The sequence below is a fragment of the Streptomyces flavofungini genome (assembly GCF_041028215.1).
GTDB lineage: Bacteria > Actinomycetota > Actinomycetes > Streptomycetales > Streptomycetaceae > Streptomyces > Streptomyces flavofungini_B.
This window is the reverse complement of sequence record NZ_JASKYR010001459.1, coordinates 1-724: the sequence shown is the minus strand read 5'-3', so window position 1 is coordinate 724 and position 724 is coordinate 1. Positions and strand designations below refer to the sequence as shown.

The window sequence follows — 724 nt, the reverse complement described above, 5'->3', positions numbered from 1 at the left end:
GTTGAGGATCTCCACGGCCGCCGTACGCGGTGGGAGCAGCTCGCCGTCGGTGTCGCGGTGGACGGCGACGGCCTCCACGGCGTCGGACGGCGGGCCGCCCTCGCCGGTCGTCTTGGCACCGGCCGCCCTGACCTCCTCGACCAGCCGCGCCAGGCGTTCCTCCTGGCGCCGCCGGGCGCGCCGGGCCCGCCAGTGCCGCGGGCCCGCCGTGGCGAAGCCGTCGACCATCAGGACCAGGTCCCGCGCGGTCCGCCGGGCATCGGCATCGCTGCCGGTGTCCGGGTCGGCACCGGTCCCGGGCCCGCCGGTGAGCGGGACCCCCGCCCAGGCGCACACCGCGCGCGTGAGCAGGACGCTCACCTCGTCGAAGAGCGTCACCGTGGGCCGGTCGGACCACTCAGCGCAGGACCGCTCCCACTCCTTTGCGACGCGCTCCGCCAATGCGGTGACGCCGGAGCTGTCCTTGAGCACCTTGATGAACAGTTCCTTGCGCTTGCGGTGCTCCGCCCCGTCCAGGGTGTGCACCGCGGTCCTGCCGAAGAGGGTGGCGAGCACGGGCTCGGGCAGCGCCGCGCGGCGGCGCACATGGTCCTCGTCGTAGAAGAAGGCGACGGCCGCGGGGCCGCGCAGCGCGATGGCGGGCTTGCCCATCAGACGGGTCCGGACGGCGCCCGGACCCGAGCGGCGGCTCAGGTCGGGCAGCCACGCGTAGCCCCTGGTGAGC

At 75.6% G+C, this 724-nt stretch carries 1 pseudogene; it reads right to left on the bottom strand.

Going from position 1 to position 724, the window contains the following annotated elements:
- Positions 1 to 724, bottom strand: a pseudogene (locus AB8Z36_RS41635) (cytochrome P450); the annotation flags it as partial.